This is a genomic window from Streptomyces sp. NPDC096132 (genome assembly GCF_044763345.1).
Lineage (GTDB): Bacteria > Actinomycetota > Actinomycetes > Streptomycetales > Streptomycetaceae > Streptomyces.
This window is the reverse complement of the sequence record NZ_JBIWGA010000006.1, coordinates 372259-395844: the sequence shown is the minus strand read 5'-3', so window position 1 is coordinate 395844 and position 23586 is coordinate 372259. Positions and strand designations below refer to the sequence as shown.

Below are 23586 nucleotides of genomic sequence, written 5' to 3'. Positions count from 1 at the left end.
AGGCCGAGGCGTCGGAGGTCGTGGCGCCCGACGGCCCCCCGTCGGCAGTGCCGGCATCGGCAGTGCCTGCATCGGGCGTGGCGCAGCCGGAGGCGGCGGTTGCCGAGACCGGCGCGCCGGAGGCGGAGTCGCCGGCAGTCGTGCCCGCGCCGCCGGTCGGCCCGACGGCGGTCGTGCCCGCGCCGCCGGTCGGCCCGGCGGTGGAGCCGTACGCGGCCACGGTGGAGCCGTACGCGGCCGCGGTCGAGCCGTACGCGGCCGCGGTCGCCGAGGGCGGGGGCGCCCCACTGGGGGCACCCGCACTCCCGCCCAGGCGGCGCCTGCGGGCCGTTCTGCGCTGGGCCGCCGCCGTGACCGTGTTCGCGGCGGTCGGTGCGTCGACGGCGTACGGCATCACGCGGATGGAGCGGACGGACGTACCGGGTCTGCAGACGGAGTCCGACGGCCGGTGGGCGTACCCGACGCTCACCAAACCGCCGTTGCCCTCCGGCAGCCCCGAGCCCTTCGCCCGGGCCAATCGGACCAACGCCCACTACGCCGACCTGCGTGCCCTGGTCCTGCCCGCCCCCGAGGGCGCGACGCAGGACAAGGCGCTCGACGGCTCGGACGGCTGGCTGGCGACGAAGGACTTCCTGAAGGAGTTCGACGAGACGCGCCGCGAGGACATTCAGCAGAAGCTCGTCGACGCCGGCCTGCGGCACGTCGCGGCCCGCGGCTGGACCACCCAGGACGGCACGAACACCCGGATCTACCTGCTGAGGTTCGGCACGGTCGCCGTCACCGAGGAGGTGATCTCCGAGGACTTCACCACGTACGGCTCCCCGGTGTACCCGGCGCGCGGCGCCGACACCTACGAGCGCGACGAGGACTTCCCGGTGGCCCCGCAGTCCAAGAACGTCGCGCTGACGCCGTACGTCGAGTCCGAGCCGTACGGCACCGAGCAGGCCCGGCTGGCCTACCTGAGCGCCGGTGACGTCATGGCGGTGATCGTGCAGTCCAGGAAGGGCACCATGCCGGCGATCCCCTTCCAGCAGACGGTGGTCCTGCAGAGCCAGCTGCTGGAGTGACCCGCGCATGACCGCCTGAGGGCGTACCTCATACGGAGGGCCGGTCCCCGGCCGCGTAAGCTGGGGACCGGCCCTGTGTACGTACGGAACCAACCACGCTCATCCGAGGAGCACCCCGTGGAGATCTTCTTCGAAACCCTGCTGGTCCTGGTCTGCGTCGGTGTCCTCGCCTTCGCCGCCCTGACCGTGAAGAAGCTGTACCAGGGCCAGCGCTGACCGACCACTCCAGGAACTGCCAACCATGATCGAGATCCCGTCCGACCTTCACAAGGACCTCGTCCCCCTCGCCTTCCTGCTGGGCACCTGGGCGGGCGCGGGCGTGCACGACTTCCCGGGCTCGGAGAAGTGCAACTTCGGGCAGGAGGTCACCTTCAGCCATGACGGCCGGGACTTCCTGGAGTACCACTCCCGCACCTGGGTCCTGGACAACGACGGCAACAAGGTCCGGCCGCTGGAGTCCGAGACCGGCTTCTGGCGGATCGACGGCACCCGCAAGGTCGAGGTGACGATGACCCGCGACGACGGCGTCATCGAGATCTGGTACGGCGAGCTGGCCGACAAGAAGCCGCAGATCGACCTGGTCACGGACGCGGTCGCCCGCACCGCCGCCTCCCGCCCCTACACCGGTGGCAAGCGGCTCTACGGCTACGTCAAGAGCGACCTGATGTGGGTCGGCGAGAAGCAGACCCCCGAGGTCGAGCTGCGCCCCTACATGTCGGCCCACCTGAAGAAGGTCGTCACCCCGGAGGAAGTCGAGCGCTGGGCCAAGGCCCTCCCCGACGACATGCCGGACGACGGCATCGCGTTCTTCAAGTAGTTCTAGACTCGTCGGTGTGGTGAGCACCGACTGGAAGAGCGACCTCAGGCAGCGCGGTTACCGGCTGACGCCGCAGCGCCAGCTTGTCCTCGAAGCCGTGGACACCCTGGAGCACGCGACCCCCGACGACATCCTCGTGGAAGTGAGGAAGACCGCGTCGGGGGTCAACATTTCGACGGTCTACCGGACCCTGGAGCTCCTCGAGGAGCTGGGTCTGGTCAGCCACGCCCATCTCGGGCACGGCGCACCGACCTACCACCTCGCCGACCGGCACCACCACATCCACCTGGTGTGCCGGGACTGCCAGAACGTCATCGAGGCCGACATCGAGGTGGCCGCCGAGTTCACGGCGAAGCTGCGGCAGACCTTCGGCTTCGAGACCGACATGAAGCACTTCGCGATCTTCGGTCGCTGCAAGGACTGCTCGCCCAAGGACTCGACCGGCAAGGATTCGACCGGCAAGGATTCGAACGGCAAGGATTCGACCGGCAAGGGTTCGACCGGCAAGGGCTCAATTACCGGGTCGTAGGCTTGGGTACATGAAGAGCCCCCTGCTGTCCCTGCCCGGCGCCGTCCCCGCCGAGGGCGTGGACGAAGGCGTCGCCGCCCACTACGGCGACCTGTTCCGCGAACAGCGTGCCCTGGCCGACGGCACCGGCTTTGTCGACCTCTCGCACCGCGGAGTCGTGACCGTCACCGGCGAGGACCGTCTGAGCTGGCTGCACCTGCTGCTCACCCAACACGTCAGCGAGCTCCCGGCCGGCCAGGCCACCGAGGCCCTGATCCTCTCCGCCCACGGTCACATCGAACACGCGCTCTACCTGGTCGACGACGGTGAGACGGCGTGGGCCCACATCGAGCCCGGCACCCAGGACGCACTCCTCGCCTACCTGGAGTCGATGAAGTTCTTCTACCGGGTCGAGGTCGCCGACCGCACCGCCGACACCGCCGTCGTCCACCTCCCGGCCGGTTCCATCGCCGAGGTGCCGCAGGGCGTCGTCGTCCGCGAGACGCCGTACGGCCGTGATCTCTTCCTCCCGCGCGCCGACCTGGAGGCGTACGCGGAGAAGGCAGGCCCCCCGGCCGGGATCCTGGCGCACGAGGCGCTGCGCGTCGAGCAGCACCGCCCCCGCGTCGGCTTCGAGACCGACCACCGCACCATCCCGCACGAGCTGGGCTGGATCGGCACCGCGGTCCACCTCCAGAAGGGCTGCTACCGCGGCCAGGAGACCGTCGCCCGCGTCCAGAACCTCGGCAAGCCGCCCCGTCGGCTGGTCTTCCTCCACCTCGACGGCAGCGAGGTCCACCTGCCGACCCCCGGCACCGAACTCCGGGTCGCGGACGAGGCCCCCGACGGCCGCAAGATCGGCTTCATCACGACGTCCGTACGCCACCACGAGTTGGGCCCGGTGGCCCTGGCCCTGGTGAAGCGGAACGTCCCGGTGGACGCCCCCCTGATGGCGGGAACGACGGCGGCGGCGCAGGAGGTAGTGGTAGAGCCGTAGCCCTGTGGACCTGTGGATCCCCGGATCGCTAGATCTCGATCAGGACGGTGAACGGGCCGTCGTTCGTCAGCGACACCCGCATCTGCGCGCCGAACCGGCCCGTCGCCACGGTGGCCCCCAGGGCCCGCAACTGCGCCACGACCTCGTCGACGAGGGGTTCGGCGACGGGGCCCGGGGCGGCCGCGTTCCAGGTCGGACGCCGGCCTTTCCGGGCGTCCCCGTACAGCGTGAACTGGCTGATCACCAGCAGCGGGGCGTCGATGTCACTGCAGGACCTCTCGTCGTGCAGCATGCGCACGGACCACAGTTTGCGGGCGAGCTGGGCCGCCTTCTCCTTGGTGTCCTCGTGGGTCACCCCGACCAGGACGCACAGCCCCTCGCCGACGATCTCCCCGACCGTCTCCCCGTCGACGACCACACTCGCGCCGTCCACCCTCTGCACCACAGCTCGCATGCGGACCATCATGCCGGGTGCCCCGCGCGGCCCCGGAGAGGGCCCATTTTTGATCCTTTAGGCCCTGTCTGGGGCCGTTCGGGGGGACTCGGTCACATAGCGGCGACTTGGGGTGGCACGATGCTTCCACCACACGCCGGTCGAGGGGACGGTAGAGGGACATGAGCACACCGAGTACCGAGCGGCTGGAGACACACCGGCCGCCCTTCCAACGCAGCGGCAGCCCCGGGCTGCCCGAGGAACCGCCCGAGCCCGACCTGGGCCGGCTGAGCCTGCCAGAGCTGCGCACGCTGCGCCAGGGCGCCCAGCGCGACGAGGCCGACCTGAGTTACGTACGGCGGCTCCTACAGGGCCGTATCGACATCCTCCGCGCCGAGTTGGCCCGCCGCTCCCCGACGGGCGCCGCCTCGGTCGTCGAACGGCTCCCGGAGATCCTCACCGACGCCCCCGCCCGCCACCGCTCCTCCGCCCGCCACGTCACCCTGGGCACCCCGCACAGCGAGGAGTACGGCCGTCTCGCCGCCGACATGCTCGCCGACGTCGAACTCTCCGACCTCGACGCCCGCACCGACCCCGAGCTCCACGCGGCCATGGCCCGCCTCGTCGGCTACGAACAACAGGTCTCCCGCAGCCGCCAGCACCTCCAGCGCACAGCCGACGACTGCGGAGCGGAAATCACCCGCCGCTACCGGGACGGCGAGGCCCAGATCGACGACCTGCTGGTGTGACGGAGCGGGGCCGCGCGCCGCGGCCCGTCCGGCGTTTGAGGACGAGGCCCGTTCAGGGCCGAAGCGGGGTCCGGGGGCACGGCCCCCGGCGGGGTCGAAGGGGCGCCGCCCCTGGGGACGGGAAGGGCAGGGGCGGCGGGGGCGAGGAAAACCCGGCGACAGCCACCCGCACGCTGCCTACCGTGACCCCATGGACGTCCGCCCCATCACCGACCCCGAACTCCCGGCCTGGATGCGCGCCCTGAACACGGGCTTCCTGCGTCCCCCCACCGTCACCGAGCAGCACCTCGCCGCCCGCCGAGCGACCCTCGGCGACTCCCGCCTCTACGGCGCCTTCGACGCGGGCACCTGCGTGGCCACCTTCCGCTCCTTCCCCCAGGAGGTCACCGCGGTCGGCGGCACCCCCGTCCCGGCCGACGCCATCTCCAACGTCACCGTCACCCCCACCCACCGCCGCCGAGGCCTCCTCACCCGCCTCATGTCCGACGACCTGACGGCCGCGAAGGACCGAGGGGACGTCGTCGCCACCCTCATGGCCGCGGAGTACCGCATCTACGGCCGCCACGGCTTCGGCCCGGCCACGACGATGACCGAGTGGATGATCGACGTACAGCGCGCCGGCTTCGACCCCCGCCACCCGGTCCCCCTCGCCGGCGGCCGGACAGACCTGATCGACGGCGAGGAGGTCCGCAAGATCGGCCCCGACCTGCACGAGCGGTTGCGCCGCGCCCAGCCGGGCGCCGTCAGCCGCCACGAGCACTGGTGGGACATGAACACCGGCGTGATCCACCTGCACGGCGACACGCACTGGACCGAGCCGTTCTACGCGGTGTACCGCTCGGCGGACGGCGAGGTCGAGGGCCTGGTCTCGTACGAGGCGGACGACAAGTGGACCGACGCCAAGCTGCCGCTGAACACGGCCTCGGTGAACTGGCTGCTCTCGGTGACCCCGGCCGCGGAGCGCGCCCTGTGGCACTACCTGTGCTCCATCGACTGGATCACCCGGGTGAAGTCGGGCTGGCGTTCCCCGGACGACCTGCTCCCGCTTCTCCTGCCGGACCCGCGCGCGGCGAGCATCACCACGCAGACGGACTGGCTGTGGGTGCGGATCCTGGACGTCGTACGGGCTCTGGAGGCGCGTACGTACGACACGGCGGGCGCCCTGGTCCTGGAGGTGGTCGACCGGGCGGGCCTGGCCGGGGGCCGCTTCCTGCTGGACGCGACCCCCGACGGCGCCGCCTGCACGCCGACGACCCGCGACGCCGACGTCACGCTGGACGTGGCCGACCTGGCGTCGCTGTGGCTCGGCGACCAGTCGGCGGCGCGGCTCGCGGCGCTGGGCCGGCTCGGGGAAGAACGAGCGGGCGCCGCCCGTGAGGCCGACGCCCTGCTGCGTACGTCCGGGCGACCGTGGTGCCCGGACCAGTTCTGAGCTCCTTTCCTGCGGCCGACGGGTGCTGTTCATCCGTAGCTGTAGCTGTAGCTGTAGCTGTTCAGTTGTGACTGTGCGCGCGATGTTCGGTTGTGGCTGTGCGGCGATCTGCAGTTGTGACTGTGCTTCGGTGCCGACTGCTCGGGCTCCCGGCTCCCCTCCGGAAGGGAGTCCGACCGGCCAACCGTCTGGAAGTTTGACCATGTTGTTGAAGTTGGCTGCCAACTTCACTGTACTTATGTCCGCTTGGAAGCGTCCTATAACCATCTCTCTTTGAACTGCCGAAAGATGGCGGGAAGTTGTACTGTTCGGTCGTGGAGCCGGAACATGCCTCCGTCAACGACCGGAGGGGGAGGGCGGAACGGCCGCAGCGCTCGCACCGCGAGGTGGCCGACGAGCTGCGCACCCGGATCAGAACCGGAGTGCTGCGGCCGGGTGAGCGCATGCCCACGCAGGCCAAGCTGGCGGACGAGTTCGGGGTGGAGCGCGGTGCCGTACGCCAGGCGCTGCGCATCCTGCAGTCCGAGCACCTGCTCACCAACGTCTCCAAGGGAAGCCCGGCGACGGTCGCCCCGCAGACCGGCCCGGCCGGCCCCCTGATCGGTCCGGCGGCGACACCGCAGCCGTCCATGGTGGGCCTGCCGCCCCGCATCACCGAGGCCTTCGCTGCCGAGCACGTCGAGGTCGACGCCCTCTGCCTCACCTCGGTCTCGCTGACGGCCGCGATCGGCGAACCGCTGCGCCAGATCCACGCCGGACAGCTGAAACCGGCCAAGATCGACGTCCGGGTCCTGCTGCCCTCCCGGAACATCGACCTGGCCTTCCCGACGCCGGTGGACACGTCGGCCACCGAGCGCCTGCAGCGCCACTGGCTGGCGCACCGCAACGCCCAGGGCCAGGTGCTGCGGCACAACCTGCTGACCCTGCGCTCCACGCACGGCATCGACGTCAACGTCACCTTCCGCGCGCTGCCGTTCACCCCGCCCGTGAAGCTGTACCTGCTCAACGGGGCGGAGGCGCTGTTCGCGTACTACACCGTCCGGCGCCGCGAACAGACGATCGACCAGGAACACCTGGAGATGTACGACGCCGAGGGCACGCGGTCGGTGCTGTTCGCCTTCGAACAGGGGGCCGGGCCGCGCGACTCGGCGTTCGTGGAACAGTCCCAGCTGTGGTTCGACGCACTCTGGGAGACGATCAGCTCCGAGCTGCTGCTCACGAGCTGACGGCGGGTCCGGTGGCCACGAGGGCGAGGACCACGGCACCGACCGAGCTGATGGCCGGGCTCCTGACCTTGATGCCGATACTGAGCAGCAGCAGGCCGAAGGCACCGGTGGTGCCGTATTTCCACTGGATGGTCTGCTCGACGCCGACGACGATGGCGGCGGAGACGAGGGCGAGGACAGGCATGGTGTTCCCCCCTTCGGAGGATCGTCGGGGTGGAGCGGGAGACAAACCATTCGCCAACTCGATAGAGTTGGCAACCAACTCTTACTAGTTAGTCCCCACTTGGTCCCAACCCCTAAACAACTTTCAAGCAACTCCCGCTAGATGGATCAAAGTTGTAGCGTTTGGTCGTGTGACCCCGGAGAACGTGGCGGAGAACGTGGCAGTGAACGGCAGCAGAAGGTCGCCCCAGGAGATCGCCGACGTCCTGCGGCAACGCATCCGCGTCGGTGACCTCAAGGCGGGTGACCGCCTCCCCACCCAGGCCGAACTCGCCGACGAGTTCGGGGTGGAACGCGGCGCCGTACGCCAGGCCCTGCGCGAGCTCCAGCTCGACGGCCTCCTCACCAACGTCAGCAAGGGCAGCCCGCCGCGCATCGCCCAACCGCCCGCCCCCGGCCACGATGAGCCCCAGCCCACCATGGTCGGCCTGGCCCCCCGCCTCATCGAGGCCTTCTCCGCCCCGCACGTCCGCATCGACGCGGCCTGCCTGACCGCCGAGAGCCTGATCCCCGCCCTGGGCGAACCCCTGCGCCTCATCCACGCCGGCGAGATCCACCCCCAGAAGATCGACGTCCGCATCCTGCTGCCGTCCCGGCGCATCAACCTCGCCTTCCCGGTCCCGGTCGAGGGACGCGGCGACGACGACCCCGTCCATCAGCGCTGGCTGGCGATGCGCAACGCCCAGGGCCACGTCCTGCGCCACAACCTCCAGACCCTGCGCTCCCACGGCATCGACGTCACCATCACCTTCCGCGCCCTGCCGTTCACCCCGCCCGTGAAGCTGTACCTGCTCAACGGCACGGAGGCGCTGATGGCGTACTACATGGTCGAGCGACGCGAGGAGTCCACGGACAGCGGAACCCTCGACATGTACGACGTGATGGGCACCGAGTCCCTCCTCTTCCACTTCGAGTCCTCGGCCGGTCAGCGCGACGCCGCGTTCGTCGAGGAATCCCAGAAGTGGTTCAACGCCCTCTGGGAAACCATCACGACGGACCTGACACTCTCCTAGTGACTTCTGATACGACGCAGACTGAACAGGTGGCAGCCGACACCGAGAACGACAAGGGAAACGGAACCGCGGATCTGCGGGAGCTGATCACGCGTACGAGGGTCGTCCTGTGGGACTTCGACGGACCGATCTGCCGGCTCTTCGCCGGTCACTCGGCGGAGGACGTGGCCGACGGACTGGTGGACTGGCTCGAAGGCCGAGGACTGCACCACCTGCTGACGGAGTCCGAGCGGGAGTCGCTGGACCCGCACGTCGTCCTGCGCGCCGTGGACCGACTGCGGCCCGGCAGCGACCTGGTGGACGAGCTGGAGGAACGCCTCACCCAGGAGGAGATGCGGGCCGCGTCCTCCGCGATGCCCACGGCGTGGGCCGACCCCCTGATACGCACCTGGACCGCCGTGGGCCTCCGCCTGGCGATCACCACCAACAACTCCCCGCGCGTGGTCGCCAAGTACCTCACCGGCCGGGGCCTCATCTCCTGCTTCGCCCCCCACGTCTACGGTCGTACCTCGGAACTCGCTCTTCTCAAGCCTGATCCGCACTGCCTGCACCGCGCCCTGCGCGCCATGGGCTCGGCCCCGGACGCCGCCCTGATGATCGGCGACACCCCCTCCGACTTCCTCGCCGCCCACGCCGCGGGCGTCCCCTTCCTGGGCTACGCGCGTAACGAACGCAAGGAGAAGCTGCTGAGGGGGGCGGGGGCGACGATGGTGGTGAACTCGCTGGAGACGGTGTTGAGGGTGGTCAGGGAACGGCCCTGAGCATCAACGCCACGAGCACACAGACGGCCCCCACGGCGAGCATGTCGTGCCGGGCCCGTACGCCCACCATCACGGTGAGCATCAACATCACTCCCAGGCCGCCCAGCTTCGCCTGCGCCGTCAGGCTCGCGCAGTATCCGAGGAGTTCCAGAAGCGCCGATAACAGGAGCACGTCATTCCACCTCCCTGCAAATGTCAGTGAAGCTTTCAAGTGCCGGTCCAATTGGACCGGTTGCCTTGAGGTGGGTTTCCCCTGTCTGATTGATCCCTTAACTAGCAAGCCATTGTCGGCTGTTGCTTGACTGAAAATGGTTTGCCAACGGACGGGAAGCGGTACGGTCGCCGTGTGAGTGAGCGGCAGGGCGGCGACGCAGGCGGCCGGGAGTTCCACCGGGTTGCCGAAGTGCTGCGCGCCCGGATGATCGACGGGACTTACCCGCTGCGGTCGTTCCTGCCGTCCCAGCGGGACTTGGCCGAGGAGTTCGGGGTGTCCCGGGACACCGTGCAGCGGGTGCTGCGGGAGCTGGTCGAGGCGGGCTGGGTCGAGTCCCGGCAAGGCAGTGGGTCACGAGTGGTCGAAGTGCCACAACAGTCGAAACCCGTGCGGGCCGCCGCCAGGGTGACGCTGGAGACCCTGCTGGACGACGCCTTCCGGCGCCCCGAACTCACGCTGGACGTCTATACGCTGACGGCCGAGTCCCTGTACGCGCACATGCGGGTCCAGGCCGAACGGATCCCCCGGCGGGGCATCGCCCCCGAGCGCATCGCCCTGCGCATGATCCTGCCGTCCGAGAACCTGGCCGTGCCCTACCCGCGGGCCAAGGAGGACAAGAGCGACGTACGTCTGCGGGACCGGCTGCACATCATCACGCAGAGAGCCACGGTCTCGCTGCGCGGCCTGCTGCGGGACCTGGAGACCGAGCGGCTCGTGCCCTCCACCGAGCTGCAGATCCGGCACGCTGCCCTGACTCCGGCCTTCAAGCTCTATCTCTTCAACGGCGCCGAGGCTGTACAGGGTCCGTACAAGGTGATCGACCGTCGGATCACGCTCGACTCGGGGGAAGAGATCGACGCGCTCGACGTGCTGGGTCTGGGTGCCACGCTCACGCATCATGTGAAGGACGCGGACCCCGACTCACCGGGTTCGGTCTTCGTCGACAGCTGGCAGGAGTGGTTCGAATCGGTCTGGGAGCATCTCGCCGAATAGCCAATAGGCGTGCGCTAGCATGCCCGCACTGTGCGAGCAACCGCTCCCGTCCATACGTATGAGACGGCGAACAAGCCAGTCTCGAACGGCCTGACGCGGATGAGTGGCAAACCACCCATTGTGCTCACTTGATCGTCGTTCCGGTCGTACGGCGCATTTACCGTTTGCCCTACCCAATCCTGCGTGAGTACCGGAGCGGCCAGTGCCCGACCCCCTAGTTCCCCGGCACCGTCCAGGGGAGCGCGCCGCCTACGACCAGCACGACACCGTCTACCAGGCCTTCGCCAGTGCCGCCCGGCAGGCGGGGGTGGTGTCCAGTGGCCACCACAACCTCAACTATGTGCTCCCGCTGACGGAGCCCGTGGCGCGGCTGGTCGGCCGGGAAGTCGGCACCCCGGTGACCGTGCGGATCCGGCGCCCAGACGTACTGCCGGTAGTGATCAGGACCTGGCAGGACGAGGCCACGGTCCTCAAGGCCGTACAGAGCGTTCTGCCTCAGGTGTCCAAGTGCCTGGTGACAGAACCGTCCTTCGCCATCCACAGCTATGTGGAGGGCGTGCCGCTCTCCCTGGTCTGCGGAAACGGTAAGCCCGTCGACAGCCTTCTGATCGGGGAGCTGGCCGAACTGCTGGCGCGGATGACCCAGGTGCGTCTGGCCGCGCTGCCGCCGCTGCCAGGCGAGTGGCCTGCCAGCCGCACGGACAGCCAGGGCTTCCTGAGGACCCTGGCCCGGCTCGCCGACGCTCAGATCCGCCAGCCCAACCGGAAGGTGTTCGGGGGGCTGTTCAACACGCTCGGCGTTCCCGACGACGCGCTGATCGGGCTGGCCGAGCGGGTTCCCGCCATGGCGCGGCGGCCGTACAGCCTGCTCCATGCGGATCTGCACCGGGACAACCTGATCGTGTCCTACGACGGCGACCCGCCCCTCATCTGCGTCGACTGGGAACTGGCAACCTACGGCGACCCGCTGCACGACCTGGCGACGCACCTGGTGCGCATGCAGTACCCGGCCCACCAGTGGAGCGAGGTCGTGGACGCGTGGGCGGAGTCCATGCTGGACTTCCAGCCCGCGGCCACCAACGGTCTCGTCAGGGACCTCCGCCACTACATCTCCTTTGAGCGGGCGCAGTCCCTCTACCCGGACGTCATGCGGGCCGCGCGGTCGCTGGAAGAGTCGTTCACCCAGAAGAGCCTGGACGGGGCCACGGCGGAGGTGCGCAGGGCCCTGGAGGCTGCTGCCGAGCCGCTCCGGCTGCGGGACGTGCCCGACCGGGAAGAGATCGAGGGCGCCCTCTACCGCTGGCTGGCCTCGCGCACGAACGGCAACATCAGCGGCCGGGACTGGATCGGGCCGGCCATCGCCTGGACCCGGGACCGGCGGGTTCCCGAGCACCCGAAGTTCCCGGCGAGCGCCGTCAAACAAGCGCTGCTGGCTGAGGGCGCCGCCCCCGCGGAGAACGTGTTCAAGGGAACCGCGCACCTCAACACGGTGGTGCGGGTGAGCGACTACCCCGAACCCGTGGTGGTGCGTCGGCTGCTGTCCAACGTGCAGCGCAGGGAGCCCAGCATCCTCAGCGAGCACGCCGTACTCCGGGCGATCGAGAAGTCGCGGGTGAAGGTGGAGGCCCCGCGGATCCTCGCCCTGGGCATGAGTTACACGAAGGATCCCTTCGCCATCCACACCTACATCGGGTCGCGGCGCGGCGGGCCTCCCGAACATCCGGTAAACGGTCTGCGCCCGCGTGAGGCGGACGCGCTCGTCGACCAGCTGTGCGCGCTGACGAAGGTCAACCACAGCCTGGTCGATCCGGTCTCGGGCAGCGACGGCTTCTACGCCTGGCTGCGGGACCAGCTCGTGGGCCTCGTGCAGATGCTTCCAAAGGAGTCGATGCAGCTGGCTCGTACGCTTGGGCTGCCTGACCACCAGCGGCTGGGCGAGATCCTGTCGCGTCATGAGGTGACTCACCGGGCACCGGCCCTGCTTCACGGCGACCTCAACCCGTGGAACCTGGTGCGCGGCGGCAGGTTCCTGCTGACCATCATCGACTGGGAGATGGCCCTGGTCGGCGACCCCCTCTACGACCTGGTCAGGCACATGCACCTGACTCCGACCCGGCCTGAGATCCGGGATCGCATGTTCCGACGCTGGGAGCGGAACATGCCCCCGGAGTACAGCACGAACTGGCGCCTGGACTGGGCGAAGTACCGCTGGATCGAGATCATCCGCTCGGCCTACGTCGACCTCGATCGCCTGGTGACCAGGGCGGGCCTGGACGCGCCCAACGTCCGCCGGGCGGTGGACTCGTACGCCGAGACACTGGCCGCGGCCACCGCCGCCCTCGGCCTGCCGACCGCTCGCACGACCAACCCCTATCTTGAGCTGGCGCTGGCTCGGGTGCAGTCCTGATCCCCGCCCGGAGGGCATCTCTGAACCCGGGGCACTCGTAGGCTCACCCCATGACCCACCCCGGGCTGCGTGAGCGCAAGAAGCAGCGGATGTATCAGGCCGTGTCGGAGATCGCGATCCGGCTCTTCATGGAGCGCGGTTTCGACGCGGTGTCCGTCGCCGAGGTCGCCGCGGCGGCGGAGATCTCCAAGCCGACCCTCTTCCGGTACTTCCCGGCGAAGGAGGACCTCGTCCTGCACCGGATCGCCGACCATGAGGACGAGGCCGCGCGGGTGGTGGTGGCCGGGCGGGCCGAGGGGGTCGCTCCGCTTCCCGCCCTGCGCCGGCACTTCCTGGACGGGATCGCCGCGGGCGACCCGATCACCGGGGTCAATGATCACCCCGCGGTCCGCGCCTTCTACGACCTCCTCTACGGCACCCCGTCCCTGGTCGGCCGTCTCCACGCCCACCTGGAGCGTTCCGAGGCAGCCCTCGCCGAGGTCCTGGGCGGCGGGCTCGACGCCCGGCTGGCCGCCGGCCAGATCATCGCCGTGCGACGGATCCTCGCGGAGGAGAACTGGCGGCGGATCGCGGCGGGGGAGCGGGCGGAGGACGTGCGGCGGGACGCGGTGGCGGCGGCGGAGCGGGCGTTCGCGGTGCTGGGCGCGGGGCTGCGGGAATTGACGTGAGCGTTACTCGGTAAAAGATTTAACTCAGTTACGTTATTCGCTATCGTCGGGCGTATGACGTCTGCCGAGCCTGCCGTAAAGGGACCCGACCAAGACCTCGCCACCGCCCTCCACCACGAACGCGCCCACCACGACGCCTGTCGTGCCGCCCTCGCCGCCATGGTCGAGGGCGCCGACCTCCAGGTCGTCATCGGCGAGGACGTCTCCGCGTCCGGGGCCGACGCCGAGGTGCTCGGTTACGGGCTGCGCAGCCGGGCCAAGGCCCTGCGGGAGCTTCCCGAGGGGCCGTTGTTCTTCGGTCGGCTGGACTTCACGGAAGCACCCGGGCAGCACATCGGGCGGCTGCGGATCAGCGAGCACCCCGCCGCCCCACCCCTCGTCGTCGACTGGCGCGCCCCCGTCTCCCGCGCCTTCTACCAGGCCGGCGCCCACGACCCGCAGGGCGTCGCCGTACGGCGACGGTTCGGCTGGGCACCCGGCAGCCGGGGCGACTCCGCCGATCTGACCGGGCTGGAGGACGAGTACCTGGGGCGGGGGGAGTCCGGGCCGGGCGACCTCCTCTCCCGCGAACTCGAACGGCCCCGCGTCGGCCCCATGCGCGACATCGCCGCCACCATCCAGCCCGAGCAGGACGACCTCGTACGAGGCGATCTCGCCGTCTCGGTCTGTGTGCAGGGCGCCCCCGGTACCGGCAAGACCGCCGTCGGCCTGCACCGGGCCGCCTACCTCCTCTACACCCACCCCCAGCGCATCAAGCGCGGTGGCCTGCTGATCCTCGGCCCCAACCGCACCTTCCTCTCCTACATCGCCGAGGTCCTGCCCTCCCTCGGCGAGACCGGCGTACGCCAGTCGACCCTCCAGGACGAGATCGCCCGCCACCCGGTCACCGGGACCGACACCGACCGCGCCGCCGCCCTCAAGCACGACGCACGGATGGCCGAGGTGCTGCGCCGGGCGGTGTACGCGCGCGTGACGGCCGGCCACGCCGAGGATCTGGCCGTGCCCGACGGGTCGTACCGCTGGCGGATCGCGGGCCGCGAGCTGACGGAGATCGTCACCGGGGTCCTCGCCGAGGAGCCGCCGTACGAGATCGGCCGCGAACGTGTCCGCAGCCGGATCGTGCGCCGGATCCAGGCGCAGGCGGAACGGCGTGGCGGCACGTGTCCGGGCTCCTGGCTGCGCCGGATCGAACGGGCGCGGCCGGTGAGCGCGTGCGTGGACGCGGTGTGGCCCAAGGCGCGGCCCGAGGAGGTGCTGGCCCGGCTGCTGAGCGACCGGGAGGCGCTGGCGGCGGCGGCCGACGGCCTGCTGGACGAGGCCGAACAGCGAGCGCTGCTGTGGTCCCGTCCGCCCCGCTCGCCGAAGTCCGCGCGCTGGTCGGCCGCCGATCTGGTCCTCCTCGACGAGATCGCCGGACTCGTCGAACATCCCGAGGGGTACGGCCATGTCGTCGTCGACGAGGCCCAGGACCTGTCCCCGATGGAGTGCCGGGCCATCGCCCGCCGCGTCCCCTTCGGCTCGCTCACGGTCCTCGGCGACCTCGCCCAGGGCACCACCCCGTGGGCGGCGCGCTCCTGGCGGGTCCAGATGACCCACCTGGGCAAGCCCGACGCGGTGATCGTCCCGCTGACCACCGGCTTCCGCGTGCCCGGCGCGGTCCTCGCCCTCGCCAACCGCCTCCTCGCCCGCCTCGACGCGGACGTACCGCCGGCCCGCTCCCTGCGCCGCGACGGCGAGCTGCGCGTCCGCCGCGCGGAGGGCGGCGATCTGGCGGCTTCGGTCGTCGCCGCCGTACGCGGCGCGCTCGCCCACGAGGGTTCGGTGGGCGTGATCACCCCGGACGCCGAGACCGCCCGCGTCGAGGAGGCCCTCACCGCGGCCGGCATCGACCCCCGGCAGCCGAACGGCCGCGTGACCGTGATCGCCGCCACCCTCGTCAAGGGCCTGGAGTACGACCATGTGGTCGCCGTGGAACCGACGGCCATCGCCGAGGCGGAGGAACGCGGCCTGAACCGGCTGTACGTGGTCCTGACCCGCGCGGTGTCCCGACTGGAGGTGGTGCACGGGCGGGAGTTGCCGTGGGCGGGGAGTGAGGGACGACTAGGGTCCCGAGCATGACAACCGACGCCACCAGCCCCGACGCCACCAGCCCCGACGCCACCAGCCCCGACAGCGCCGGCCCCGACACCGGCTTCTCCGCGATCCCCACGACCACCCTCGCCGACCTGCTGGGCCGAGCCCAGGTCATGGACATCGGCGTACGTCCGCTGTGGGGGCCGGCGCCGCGGGTCGCCGGGCCCGCCTTCACCGTCAGCTGCCCGCCCGGCGACAACCTGATGCTGCACGCCGCGATCCATCGCGCGGACCCCGGCTCGGTCGTCGTCGTCGAGTCCGGGGACCTCGACCACGCGCTGGCCGGCGGCAACGTCTGCGCCGTCGCGCAGCGGCGGGGTGTCGCGGCGTTCGTCCTGGACGGCCTGATCCGTGACCTCGCCGAGGTGCGCGAGGCCGGCTTCCCCGTCCACGCCCGGGGTGTCATCCCGATCCCGGGTGCGAAGGCGGTGGTCCGGCCGCTCGGGGAGCGGGTGCGGTGCGGGGGCGTGGACGTCGATCCGGGCGATGTCGTCGTCGCCGACGAGGAGGGCGTGGTCGTCGTACCGGCCGCCCGCAGTGCGGAGATCCTCGCGGCGGCCCGCGCCAAACTGGCCAAGGAGGCCGCCGAGTCACTCGACAGCTGGGAACGGGCCCACCGCGCCCGCATCGACGAACTCCTCGCGCTCCACGGCCACCAGGACTGAACGGACCGGCCGTGCTGCTCTTCCTGGACATCGACGGCACCCTGATCCCGTTCGGGGGCCCGGGCCCCTACCCGGAGTTCCGGGTGCCCGAGCTGCCGTCCCCGGCCCATCCCCTCCTGTCCCGGCTCGACCCGGCGCTCGGCCCCAGGCTGCTCGCGCTGGGGTGTGCGCCGGTGTGGGCGACGACCTGGCTGGACGACGCGAACGACCTCCTCGCGCCCTGGCTCGGGCTGCCCCCGCTGCCGGTGGTGGAGTGGCCGGACGAGGAGGCGCCGGCAGGCGGTCTGCACTGGAAGACGCGGACCCTGGTGGCCTGGGCGGCGGGGAGGCCCTTCGTCTGGCTCGACGACGAGGTCACCGACGCCGACCGCGCCTGGGTGGCCGCCGAGCATCCCGCGCCCCCTCTCCTGCACCGCGTCGACCACCGGTACGGGCTCACGGACGGGGACTTCGCGGTGGTGGAGGGGTGGCTCGGGAGGCAGTGAGGGGGGTTGCCCCAGGTGTCGGGCCCTCAGTTGTCTCCGGAAGCCGGCCCGTTCGGCCCGTTCCAGTCCTCCAGCGCCGCCCGTGTCGTCTCGTAGCCCCGTTCGATGAGGCTCGGGACGCCCGCGGGGGACCAGGAGGAGTGGCCGGTGGTGTCGATGGTGATGGACAGGTCGGGGAGCAGGCCCTGGGCCGGGTGGTCGGGGCGGGACTCGAACCAGCGGCGCCAGCGGGTGGTGCCGCGGCCGAAGCCGACGGCGATGACCCGTTCGGCGCCGAGCCGGTGCGCGGCCCACACCGGCGTCGGCGACACCACCGCGCCGTCGACGCAGAGCGCCCCGCCGTCCTCCAGCCGCACCGGCGGGAACAGCCCGGGCACGGCGCTGCTCGCGCGTACGGCGGCCGTGAAGGAACCGGAGGTCACCAACCGGGGGGTGGTGGTGCCGAGTTCGGTGACCACCGCGCCGAACCGGGTCGGCAGGTCCTCGATCAGCAGGTCGCCGACCAGCTCCTCGATGTTGCGGACCAGCGGCGTGGTGTCCAGCAGTCCGAGGCGCGGGCTGATCGCGGCAGTGCCGAAGTCCGCCCACTGGGCGCGCAGCAGACGCCGGGTGATGCGTTCGCTGTCCACGCCCGCCGCCCAGGCTCCGCCGATCAGCGCGCCCGCGCTCGCCCCGGCCACGACCGTCACCTCGATCCCCGCCTCCTCCACGGCCCGCAGCACACCCGCGTGCGCCGCCCCCAGGGCCGCCCCGCTGGACAGCACCAGGCCCACGGAGGGGCGCGGGCGGGGAGGGGGCGGGGACTGCGCGGGGATCACTGAGACGGGCTCCTTCCAGGGCGGGACGCTCAGTGTCAGTGGCGCGACACACTTTTGCAAGCGGGTGCTTGCAATAGTTAGCGCCGGTGGTGCACAGTGGGGACATGGCATCGCTCAACGTCGGCAATCTCGGTGACTACCTGCGCGAGCAGCGGCGCAACGCCCAGCTCTCGTTGCGGCAGCTCGCCGATGCCGCCGGGGTGTCCAATCCGTACCTGAGCCAGATCGAGCGCGGGCTGCGCAAGCCGAGCGCGGAGGTGCTCCAGCAGGTCGCCAAGGCCCTGCGGATCTCCGCCGAGACGCTGTACGTGCGGGCCGGGATCCTCGACGCGGAGCGGGACCGGGACGAGGTCGAGACCCGCGCGGTCATCCTCGCCGATCCCACCCTGACCGAGGCGCAGAAGCAGGCGCTGCTGCAGATCTACGAGTCCTTCCGCAAGGAGAACGGATTCAGCGAGGGCGTGATGGAGACCCCGGAGGGCAAGGCGGACAAGAGCGACGCCGATCCGCAGCAGACGGCAGGTTGACCGGACCAGGGGACCGGCCGCCCGGCTGCGGACCAGCACGACCCTCAGCCGAACACGACGTACGCGACACGAACGACGTACGCGACACACACGACGAGCGCGCATCCGATCGCGCGTCCGGGAGGACCTACACCATGGCCATCACCGACGACCTGCGCAAGACCTTCAGCGACCCGACCCCGCTCTACTTCGCCGCGGGCACCGCCGACCTGGCTCTCCAGCAGGCGAAGAAGGTGCCGGCCCTGGTGGAGCAGCTGCGCGCCGAGGCCCCGGCCCGGATCGAGGCCGTGCGCAACACCGATCCCAAGGCCGTGCAGGAGAAGGCCGCCGCCCGCGCCAAGGAGGCCGGCGCCAAGGCCAACGCCCGCGCCAAGGAGGCTCAGGAGACCCTCCAGACCAAGGTCACCGACTTCATCACCGCCCTCGACGGCGACATCAAGAAGCTCGGCACCACGCTCGACGCCGACCTGAAGAAGTTCGGCGAGTCCGCCCAGGACCTCGCGCTGCGCGGTGTCGGCGTCGCCGCCGAGTACGCCGTCAAGGCCCGTGAGACCTACGAGAAGGTCGCCGAGCACGGCGAGCAGGCCGTGAAGACCTGGCGCGGCGAGGCCGCCGAGGAGATCGAGGAGCTGGCGATCGCCGTCGAGGGCAAGGACGAGCCGAAGGCCGCGACCGCCGAGGTCAAGGACGAGCCGAAGCCCGCCCCGGCCGCCGAGGCCAAGGCCGCGCCTGCCCCCGCGGCGGCTCCGGCTCCGGCTGCGGCGAAGAAGCCCGTCGCGAAGAAGGCCCCGGCCGCCCGCAAGACCACCGCGAAGAAGACGACGCCCCCGGCCAAGTGAGACCGCGGGCTGACACTGGCGCCAATACAGACATACGATCACGGGCCGGGCACTCATCAGGTGCCCGGCCCGTTGTACGGGTAACGAGCGCGCGGTTGCGGGTACGGTGACCGCGTAAGGACGAACCGGGTCGTGCCGAGTCGGGTGGTGGACGTAGTGCTGATGCAGGGGTTCGCAGGGTTCATGTCGCTGCTGAGCCTGGCCCTGATCGTGTTCAGCGGCTTCGCTCTGATCGACGCGGCCGTCCGCCGCGAGGACGGTTACCGGGCGGCCGACAAGCAGACGAAGCCCTTCTGGATGATCATCCTCGGGCTGGCCTTCGTGGTGAACCTGATCTTCCCGATCCTGTCGTTCCTGCCGATCATCGGCCTGGTCGCGACGATCGTCTACATGGTCGACGTCCGCCCCGCCCTCCGCTCCCTCCCGGGCGGCGGCCGAAGCCGCAGAGGCGGCTCGAGCAGCGACGGCCCGTACGGGCCGTACAACGGCGGACGGTAAGGGCAGCCCCGCAAGGGGCGCGGGGCAGCGTCGACATGCGGCTCCGCCGCGATGGGGGTCCCCCCGCTCGAGCGAAGCCGAGAGTGGGGGAGCGACCAGCCACAGACGGCCCGCGGTCGGCAGACCACGCACCCCCGACGGCGATTCCCGCTACGGAACCCGATCCAACAGCACCACGGCGACGTCGTCCGTCAGCTCGCCCCCGTTCAGCTCCCGCACCTCACTCACCGCGGCCCGCAGCAACTCCTCCCCGCTCAGCCCCTCGGAGAGCTGCCGGCGGATCATCTCCACCATCCCGTCCTGCCCCAGCCGCTCCATCCGCCCCGCACCGACCCGCCCCTCGATCAGCCCGTCGGTGTAGAGCATCAGGCTCCACTCCGCGCCCAGCTCCACCTGCATCCGCGGCCAGCGGGCGCCCGGCACCAGCCCCAGCGCGGGCCCGTTGTTCTCCTGCGGCAGCAGCCGCGCCGGCCGGCCCGGGCCGGCGATCAGCGGCGCCGGATGACCGGCCAGGCACAGGCCGGCCCGCCGGCCGTCCGGCGAGATGTCCACCGTGCACAGCGTCGCGAAGATCTCGTCGTCGTCCCGCTCGTGCTCCAGCACCTGCTGCAGGGTGCCCAGCAGTTCGTCGCCGCACAGCCCCGCCAGGGTCAGTGCCCGCCAGGCGATGCGCAGCTCCACACCGAGCGCCGCCTCGTCCGGGCCGTGCCCGCAGACGTCGCCGATCATGGCGTGCACGGTGCCGTCCGGGGTGCGGACGGTGTCGTAGAAGTCGCCGCCGAGCAGTGCCCGTGAGCGGCCGGGGCGGTAGCGGGCGGCGAAGCGCAGCGGGGAGCCCTCCAGCAGGGGCGTGGGCAGCAGGCCGCGCTCCAGGCGGGCGTTCTCCTGTGCGCGCAGCTTGCCCTCGGCGAGCCGCCGTTCGGCCGTGTCGGAACGTTTCCTCTCCACGGCGTAGCGGATCGCGCGGCTCAGCAGCCGGCCGTCCAGTTCGTCCCGGAAGAGGTAGTCCTGGGCGCCCACGCGCACGGCTTCGGCGCCGCGCTCGGCGTCGCCGGAGGCGGTGAGCGCGAGCACGGCGTGCCGGGGCGCGAGCCGCAGGACGTGGCGCAGCACGGCGAGTTCGTCGTCGGTCTCGCCGGCCCGGCCGGGGGCGGGCAGCGCCAGGTCGAGCAGGATGCAGTGCACGTCGTCGGTGAGCAGCCGCTCGGCCTCGGTGAGGTTGCGGGCGGTACGGACCCGGATCGGCTTGCCGTCCGAGTCGAGCAGGTCGGGGACGACGGGCGCGGCCGTGGGATCGTCCTCGATCAGCAGCAGGGTGAGCGTGATGTGGGCGCTGTCGTTGTCAGCCGTCGCGGTGGTGCGAACGGTCTCGTCCTTGCGGGCGGCTTCCCGCCGGAGCGGGGCTACGTCGTTGGAGGGGCCGCCTGCAGCGGGTACGGCCTGCGCCTGACCACTTTCCACGGCCGGGATCGCTCTCTGCCGCGGTACGGGTACGGGCATGGTTGTCGGGTTCCTTCCCTCCCCCCGAGGGCACGGCGGGGACGAGGGACCTCGACCCACCGACGGGGACCATAGCGGCAGAAGGCGCCGCAACGGAATGGTGTGCGGCACGCGGCTTGATCTCAGGCCACTGTCATATGCCGCGTTCCCTACCGCAGTTGGGCAGGCCGGTACGGGGGTGGGGATGACGAACGTCACGTCCGTACGGGGTTTGGTGGCCGCCGGACGTGCCGTGGATCACGTGGTGGCGCTCACCCCGGGGCGAGCCGGGGTCATGCGGCTGTCCCTTTTGGGTGTTTGGGCCCTTACGCGTCCGGTCGCACCACCGCGAGGATCGGCATCGTGCCCGCCCCGGCGAGGGTGACCGTGCGGCCCGGGCGCGGGGCGTGGATGATCGCGCCGTCGCCCACGTAGAGCGCGACATGGCTCGCGTCGTCGAAGTAGATGATCAGGTCGCCGGGGCGCATGTCCTGGACGGGGACGCGAGTGAGCTGCTTCCACTGCTCCTGCGAGGTGCGCGGTATCGACACCCCGGCGCTCTTCCAGGCCTCGGAGGTCAGCCCGGAGCAGTCGTAGGAGTTCGGGCCCTCGGCGCCCCACTCGTACGGCTTGCCGATCTGCGCGGTGGCGTACGTGATGGCCTTCTTGCCCTGTGCGGTCGCCTTGCCGTCGATCTCGTCGAGGATGCCGGTGTCCAGCCAGGCGGTCTGTGCCCGCTGGTCGGCCTGTTCCTGGAGTTTGGCGAGGCGTTCCTTCTCCTCCTTCTCCAGCTGGGACTCGAGCTTCTCGGCCGCCGCGATCTGCTTCTCGACCTTCTTCTGGGCCGCCGCCTTGGCCTTGCGGTTGGCCTCCAGCTTCTCCCACTGGGCGGAGGCGTCCTTGGAGTACTGCTCCAAGTCCTCCTGGGCGCGGGTCACTTCCGCGATCAGGCCCTTGGTGGCGCGCTGGCCCTGGAGGACCCGGCCGGCGCCGTCGAGGAACTCGGTCGGGTCGTCGCTCAGCATCAGCTGGGCCTCGTCGGGCAGCCCGCCCGTGCGGTACTGGGAGCGGGCCGCGGCCCCGGCGCGGTTCTTCAACTCGGCCAGCCGCTCCTGGCCTTCGACGATCTTCCTGGCCAGGGCGACGATCTCCGCGGACTGCTTCTTCGCCGCTTCCTCGGCCGCGTTGTACGCGTCGGTGGCGACCGCGGCGTCGTGGTAGAGCGTCTCCAGCTTCTCGCGGATCTCCTCGAGGTCCGTGCTGGGCGCGGGCGTCAGGTCCGGGCTGGTCGTCGCCGTGGAGGACGGCGAGGGTTCGGGGCTCGCGAACGCCGTGCCGGGTGCCCCCAGTACGGTCACCGCGCAGACGACCGCCACCGCCGCCGTCAACAGGCCGCGCTTGCCCGGTCCCATACCTCGTCCCCCAAACTGATGTCCCGTCAGTAACTTACGGTGCCCGGGGGATCGTGCCACGTCACGGCCGAAAACGACAGGGCCCGACACGGAACCGACAGGTGCCGAACAGGTGCACGCTTTCAGCCCGTAGGGTGGAGCCCTCCCCCCTCACCCGCCCCGGCACTCCCCGGAATGATGATCTCCCTGCCAATGTGACGAACGACTCACGGAGATCGTTCCCGGAGGTGTCGAAGAGGTCAACGTCCGCCGACGCGGCCCGCGGGGGCAGCGATGCTGCACTCATGTGCGTCCCGCGCTCAGTGGCGCGGCGCCAACGCCCCCCACCGCACCGTCACTTCCCCCTGCCGCCACCGCGCCGGTCCGTCGGTCACCGGCCAGTCGGTCGTGAGGTCTCGTACCGCGCGGATCCAGCGCTGGCGGGCACCGTACGAGGCGTAGGGCGCGGCGGCGGCCCAGGCGCGGTCGAAGTCGCGCAGGAACGTGTGCACCGGCTCCCCGGGGACATTGCGGTGGATCAGCGCCTTCGGCAGCCGCTCGGCCAGCTCCGACGGCCGGTCCAGGGAGCCCAGCCGGGCCGCGAAGGTGACCGTGCGCGGCCCCTCGGGCCCGAGCGCGACCCACACGTGGCGGCGCCCGATCTCGTCGCAGGTCCCCTCGACGAGCAGCCCGCCCGCCGAGGTCCCGTTCGCGGGCGCGAGCCGTGCGCACAGCCGCTCCCAGACCGCGGCGACCTGGTCCTCGTCGTACTGCCGCAGCACATTGGCGGCGCGCACCAGCTGCGGCCGCTGGGGGAGGGGGATCTCGAACCCGCCGTGCCGGAAGGCCAGCCCCTCGCGTTCGTAGGGCTTCGCGGCCACGACCCGTGCCGGTTCGATCTCCACGCCCACGACACGCGCGCGTGGCGCGACGGAACGCAGTCGGGCGAGCAGTTCGACGGCCGTCCAGGGTGCCGCCCCGTACCCGAGGTCGACGGCCACGGGATCGGCGGCCCGTCGCAGCTCGGCGCCGTGCGTCGCGGCGATCCAGCGGTCCATGCGGCGCAGCCGGTTGGGGTTGGTGGTCCCGCGCGTGACGGTGCCCACGACGGGGGTCCCCCCGCTCGGGCGAAGCCGAGAGTGGGGGAGGGGCGCGCGGGAGGGCATGGCTACGAGGGTATGCGGTGCGAAGCCGCTGCCCGCTCCGACGGGAGGAGCGCGAGAGACGCATCCCGGGGTCGAACG

General features: G+C 71.1%; 25 protein-coding genes. 18 read left to right on the top strand and 7 right to left on the bottom strand.

Annotated elements, in window-relative coordinates; translation table 11 throughout:
* The first annotated feature begins 77 nt into the window (after positions 1-77).
* The 4 genes from ACIRF9_RS17515 (at position 78) to ACIRF9_RS17500 (ending at position 3389) form a co-directional block, all read left to right on the top strand.
* Positions 78-1067 (top strand): hypothetical protein, encoded by a 990-nt coding sequence (locus ACIRF9_RS17515; RefSeq protein WP_403822225.1) that lies wholly within the window; start codon positions 78-80, stop codon positions 1065-1067.
* A 241-nt stretch (positions 1068-1308) separates the two neighbouring features.
* A complete protein-coding gene (locus ACIRF9_RS17510; protein WP_403822223.1) occupies positions 1309-1884 on the top strand; it encodes an FABP family protein in 576 nt (191 codons plus the stop codon).
* Between the two features lie 16 nt (positions 1885-1900).
* Complete coding sequence (locus tag ACIRF9_RS17505) at positions 1901-2413, top strand: Fur family transcriptional regulator (RefSeq protein ID WP_403822221.1); 513 nt, start codon at positions 1901-1903, stop codon at positions 2411-2413.
* Between the two features lie 10 nt (positions 2414-2423).
* A complete protein-coding gene (locus tag ACIRF9_RS17500) occupies positions 2424-3389 on the top strand; it encodes a YgfZ/GcvT domain-containing protein (RefSeq protein ID WP_403822219.1) in 966 nt (321 codons plus the stop codon).
* Positions 3390-3417: 28 nt separating this feature from the next.
* Here ACIRF9_RS17500 and dtd read toward each other — a convergent pair whose 3' ends face one another.
* Entirely contained in the window at positions 3418-3843 is a 426-nt protein-coding gene (gene dtd / locus ACIRF9_RS17495) for a D-aminoacyl-tRNA deacylase (protein WP_403822216.1), read from the bottom strand.
* Between the two features lie 161 nt (positions 3844-4004).
* Here dtd and ACIRF9_RS17490 point away from each other — a divergent pair, with 161 nt between their 5' ends.
* The 3 genes from ACIRF9_RS17490 (at position 4005) to ACIRF9_RS17480 (ending at position 7229) form a co-directional block, all read left to right on the top strand.
* Positions 4005-4571 carry an aerial mycelium formation protein gene (locus ACIRF9_RS17490; RefSeq protein WP_403822213.1) on the top strand — a complete coding sequence of 189 codons (567 nt, stop codon included), beginning with the start codon at positions 4005-4007 and terminating at the stop codon, positions 4569-4571.
* A gap of 190 nt (positions 4572-4761) precedes the next feature.
* The gene (locus ACIRF9_RS17485; protein ID WP_403822210.1) at positions 4762-6003 is read left to right on the top strand and encodes a GNAT family N-acetyltransferase; all 1242 of its coding nucleotides are present in this window, start codon (positions 4762-4764) and stop codon (positions 6001-6003) included.
* Between the two features lie 314 nt (positions 6004-6317).
* Positions 6318-7229 carry a winged helix-turn-helix domain-containing protein gene (locus ACIRF9_RS17480; RefSeq protein WP_403822208.1) on the top strand — a complete coding sequence of 304 codons (912 nt, stop codon included), beginning with the start codon at positions 6318-6320 and terminating at the stop codon, positions 7227-7229.
* Here ACIRF9_RS17480 and ACIRF9_RS17475 read toward each other — a convergent pair.
* On the bottom strand, positions 7219-7413 hold the full coding sequence (locus ACIRF9_RS17475; protein WP_403822205.1) for a hypothetical protein: 195 nt from the start codon (positions 7411-7413) through the stop codon (positions 7219-7221). The genes ACIRF9_RS17480 and ACIRF9_RS17475 overlap by 11 nt on opposite strands.
* Positions 7414-7615: 202 nt before the next feature.
* Here ACIRF9_RS17475 and ACIRF9_RS17470 point away from each other — a divergent pair, with 202 nt between their 5' ends.
* Both ACIRF9_RS17470 and ACIRF9_RS17465 read left to right on the top strand, forming a co-directional pair.
* Entirely contained in the window at positions 7616-8464 is an 849-nt protein-coding gene (locus tag ACIRF9_RS17470; protein WP_403822467.1) for a winged helix-turn-helix domain-containing protein, read from the top strand.
* On the top strand, positions 8413-9225 hold the full coding sequence (locus ACIRF9_RS17465) for an HAD family hydrolase (RefSeq protein ID WP_403822203.1): 813 nt from the start codon (positions 8413-8415) through the stop codon (positions 9223-9225). Before ACIRF9_RS17470 ends, ACIRF9_RS17465 begins: the two co-directional genes overlap by 52 nt.
* On the opposite strand, the gene ACIRF9_RS17460 is transcribed toward ACIRF9_RS17465, so the two are convergent.
* Positions 9209-9397, bottom strand: coding sequence for a hypothetical protein (locus ACIRF9_RS17460; protein ID WP_403822201.1), 189 nt, complete (start codon positions 9395-9397; stop codon positions 9209-9211). The genes ACIRF9_RS17465 and ACIRF9_RS17460 overlap by 17 nt on opposite strands.
* A 174-nt stretch (positions 9398-9571) precedes the next feature.
* Between ACIRF9_RS17460 and ACIRF9_RS17455 the strand changes: the two genes are divergently transcribed.
* The 6 genes from ACIRF9_RS17455 to ACIRF9_RS17430 all read left to right on the top strand — a co-directional run bounded on the left by ACIRF9_RS17455 (position 9572) and on the right by ACIRF9_RS17430 (position 16790).
* Positions 9572-10432 carry a winged helix-turn-helix domain-containing protein gene (locus ACIRF9_RS17455; RefSeq protein WP_403822199.1) on the top strand — a complete coding sequence of 287 codons (861 nt, stop codon included), beginning with the start codon at positions 9572-9574 and terminating at the stop codon, positions 10430-10432.
* Between the two features lie 202 nt (positions 10433-10634).
* Positions 10635-12839, top strand: a complete 2205-nt coding sequence (locus tag ACIRF9_RS17450; protein ID WP_403822196.1) for an aminoglycoside phosphotransferase family protein — start codon at positions 10635-10637, stop codon at positions 12837-12839.
* Positions 12840-12889: 50 nt separating this feature from the next.
* Positions 12890-13507 carry a TetR family transcriptional regulator gene (locus ACIRF9_RS17445; protein WP_403822194.1) on the top strand — a complete coding sequence of 206 codons (618 nt, stop codon included), beginning with the start codon at positions 12890-12892 and terminating at the stop codon, positions 13505-13507.
* Between the two features lie 54 nt (positions 13508-13561).
* Complete coding sequence (locus ACIRF9_RS17440; protein ID WP_403822192.1) at positions 13562-15625, top strand: HelD family protein; 2064 nt, start codon at positions 13562-13564, stop codon at positions 15623-15625.
* On the top strand, positions 15622-16305 hold the full coding sequence (locus ACIRF9_RS17435) for an RraA family protein (protein ID WP_403822189.1): 684 nt from the start codon (positions 15622-15624) through the stop codon (positions 16303-16305). Before ACIRF9_RS17440 ends, ACIRF9_RS17435 begins: the two co-directional genes overlap by 4 nt.
* A gap of 11 nt (positions 16306-16316) precedes the next feature.
* Positions 16317-16790 (top strand): hypothetical protein, encoded by a 474-nt coding sequence (locus ACIRF9_RS17430; RefSeq protein WP_403822187.1) that lies wholly within the window; start codon positions 16317-16319, stop codon positions 16788-16790.
* 26 nt (positions 16791-16816) lie between these two features.
* On the opposite strand, the gene ACIRF9_RS17425 is transcribed toward ACIRF9_RS17430, so the two are convergent.
* On the bottom strand, positions 16817-17608 hold the full coding sequence (locus ACIRF9_RS17425) for a patatin-like phospholipase family protein (protein ID WP_403822184.1): 792 nt from the start codon (positions 17606-17608) through the stop codon (positions 16817-16819).
* 104 nt (positions 17609-17712) lie between these two features.
* On the opposite strand from ACIRF9_RS17425, the gene ACIRF9_RS17420 reads away from it, so the two are divergent.
* The 3 genes from ACIRF9_RS17420 (at position 17713) to ACIRF9_RS17410 (ending at position 19472) form a co-directional block, all read left to right on the top strand.
* A complete protein-coding gene (locus tag ACIRF9_RS17420) occupies positions 17713-18135 on the top strand; it encodes a helix-turn-helix domain-containing protein (protein WP_403822181.1) in 423 nt (140 codons plus the stop codon).
* A 134-nt stretch (positions 18136-18269) separates the two neighbouring features.
* A complete protein-coding gene (locus ACIRF9_RS17415) occupies positions 18270-18974 on the top strand; it encodes a hypothetical protein (RefSeq protein ID WP_403822179.1) in 705 nt (234 codons plus the stop codon).
* 162 nt (positions 18975-19136) lie between these two features.
* Positions 19137-19472: a DUF2516 family protein gene (locus ACIRF9_RS17410; RefSeq protein ID WP_403822464.1), complete on the top strand. Its 336-nt coding sequence runs from the start codon at positions 19137-19139 to the stop codon at positions 19470-19472.
* 150 nt (positions 19473-19622) lie between these two features.
* Here ACIRF9_RS17410 and ACIRF9_RS17405 read toward each other — a convergent pair whose 3' ends face one another.
* From ACIRF9_RS17405 to ACIRF9_RS17395, 3 genes are all read right to left on the bottom strand, one after another.
* Entirely contained in the window at positions 19623-20972 is a 1350-nt protein-coding gene (locus tag ACIRF9_RS17405; protein ID WP_403822177.1) for a PP2C family protein-serine/threonine phosphatase, read from the bottom strand.
* Between the two features lie 305 nt (positions 20973-21277).
* Entirely contained in the window at positions 21278-22363 is a 1086-nt protein-coding gene (locus ACIRF9_RS17400; protein WP_403822174.1) for an NlpC/P60 family protein, read from the bottom strand.
* 299 nt (positions 22364-22662) lie between these two features.
* Positions 22663-23508, bottom strand: a complete 846-nt coding sequence (locus ACIRF9_RS17395; RefSeq protein WP_403822171.1) for a class I SAM-dependent methyltransferase — start codon at positions 23506-23508, stop codon at positions 22663-22665.
* Between the last annotated feature and the right edge of the window lie 78 nt (positions 23509-23586).